Source organism: Ferroplasma sp. (assembly GCF_037442045.1).
Lineage (GTDB): Archaea > Thermoplasmatota > Thermoplasmata > Thermoplasmatales > Thermoplasmataceae > Ferroplasma.
In genome coordinates this window covers 1-1,769 of sequence record NZ_JBBIRC010000089.1, presented here as the reverse complement: position 1 = coordinate 1,769, position 1,769 = coordinate 1, and the positions used below count along the sequence as shown (strand labels likewise).

Sequence of the window (1,769 nt, the reverse complement as noted above, 5' to 3'; positions counted from 1 at the left end):
ATGGTTGATAAATATAAAATAGCTACGCCTGCAAACTGGCCTGATAATGAAATTATGAAGAGCTCATTTATAATTCCACCGCCAGCAACAATATCTGATATACCTGAAAGGGTGAAGAAGTACAAGGGATATGCATGGTGGCTAACATACGAAGATTCGCCAGAGGAAGATGTAAAGGAAGCAAAGGAAGTAGCAAGAATGAAAGAGGTGAATTAAATGCCGATGTATGAAACAGAAAAAAATCTTGATGAAAAGACACTGGACTTATCAAGGGCCAGGCAATCATTAATAGAGGAAATGCAGGCAATAATGTTCTATGATGAAAGATACAATGCGACAAAGAATTCTGCACTGAAAGATGTAATTAAGCACAACAGGGATGATGAAAAGGAACATTTTTCATTGCTTCTTGAATTCTTGAGAAGAAATGACCCTGAGCTTGATAAAGAATTAAAGGAAATACTGTTCTCTAAGAAGGAATTGAAAGAACTTGGAGATTGAACATATTTTCAATATAAAATACTATAACTACTTAATTTTTTATTTAAAATTGGATTATTGAGCCACAGTCCGTTGCATGCTTTATATATGAAGCAGTTGTTTTGAAAAATAAACCTTAATTATAATAGTTGCCATAAAGAACCATGAAAAATATTATGGTTTTGGCTTCAGGCAATGGAACAAATTTTCAGGCTATAATTGACGCAGTTGATAATGGCGTTATTAATAATGGGAAAATTTCAAAATTAATCTGCAACAATAAAAGAGCATATGTAATTCAGAGGGCAAAGGAAAATGGCATACCTTCAGTTCTTGTAGATGCAGCGGGCAGGGATTACAATAATTTAATCTTATCTTTGCTTAAAGCAGAAGAACCTGACCTTATAATTCTTGATGGATATATGAAAATACTTCCAGATTCTATAATTAATGAATTCAAATATAAAATCATAAACCTGCATCCGTCTCTTCTTCCAGCATTTGGGGGAAAAGGCTATTACGGAAAAAAGGTGCATGAGGCTGTTATAAAATCCGGGGCAAGGTATTCAGGATGTACAGTTCATTTTGCAACAAATGATGTTGACGATGGCCCGATAATAGACCAGAGAGTTGTGGAAGTATCTGATTATGAAACACCGGAAACACTGGAAGAAAAAATACATGAGGAGGAACATAAATCTCTTGTATATTCAATAAATTTGCTACTCACGGAAAGATATACAATTAATGGGAAAAGAGTAATAAGAGATTAATTGTTAAATAATCAATAATGTCCCTGCATATAATATATATACTGCAAAACCGAATATTATTGCAGCAGAAGCAATTTTAATGTACTTTTCATATCCAGTTCCAAAACGCCATATTACATAAGGAAAAGAAAATATCCATATTACAATGCCTGTGAATAAGCCTGTAACCGAAAATATGCTAAGTTCCTTTAATAGAAAAAAACCAGCTGTAAACCACCATATAATCTGGAATGGATTTGTAAGCCCCATTGTTAAACCAAGGAAATAATTCCCTTTTCTTGTTTTTGATGGTATTCTGGATCTTATTATAGATATACCGAGATAAAACATGAATATGCCACCGACCATGTATACAATTTTCAGAACTGTTTCACTTATTATCCCATCTGTCAAATAAACTATGGTAAAAAATGTTAAATCCGCAGTCATTGCACCAAATCCAACACCCATTCCATGAAGTCTTGATTTAAGTGATTCATTTGCAATGATTGAATTTACTGATCCAGGCGGGCCGGC

General features: G+C 33.8%; 3 protein-coding genes and 1 pseudogene. 3 read left to right on the top strand and 1 reads right to left on the bottom strand.

Annotated elements, in window-relative coordinates; all coding sequences use genetic code 11:
• The 3 genes and pseudogenes from WKI77_RS07595 to purN form a co-directional block, all read left to right on the top strand.
• Nucleotides 1–216: pseudogene (locus WKI77_RS07595) on the top strand (peroxiredoxin); the annotation flags it as partial.
• The gene (locus tag WKI77_RS07590; RefSeq protein WP_337861220.1) at nucleotides 217–501 is read left to right on the top strand and encodes a ferritin; all 285 of its coding nucleotides are present in this window, start codon (nucleotides 217–219) and stop codon (nucleotides 499–501) included. It abuts the pseudogene before it with no gap.
• Between the two features lie 143 nt (nucleotides 502–644).
• A complete protein-coding gene (gene purN / locus WKI77_RS07585; RefSeq protein ID WP_337861219.1) occupies nucleotides 645–1,253 on the top strand; it encodes a phosphoribosylglycinamide formyltransferase in 609 nt (202 codons plus the stop codon).
• 3 nt (nucleotides 1,254–1,256) lie between these two features.
• Here purN and WKI77_RS07580 read toward each other — a convergent pair.
• Nucleotides 1,257–1,769: LysE family transporter (locus WKI77_RS07580; RefSeq protein WP_337861218.1), on the bottom strand; the 513-nt coding region annotated here is incomplete at its 5' end.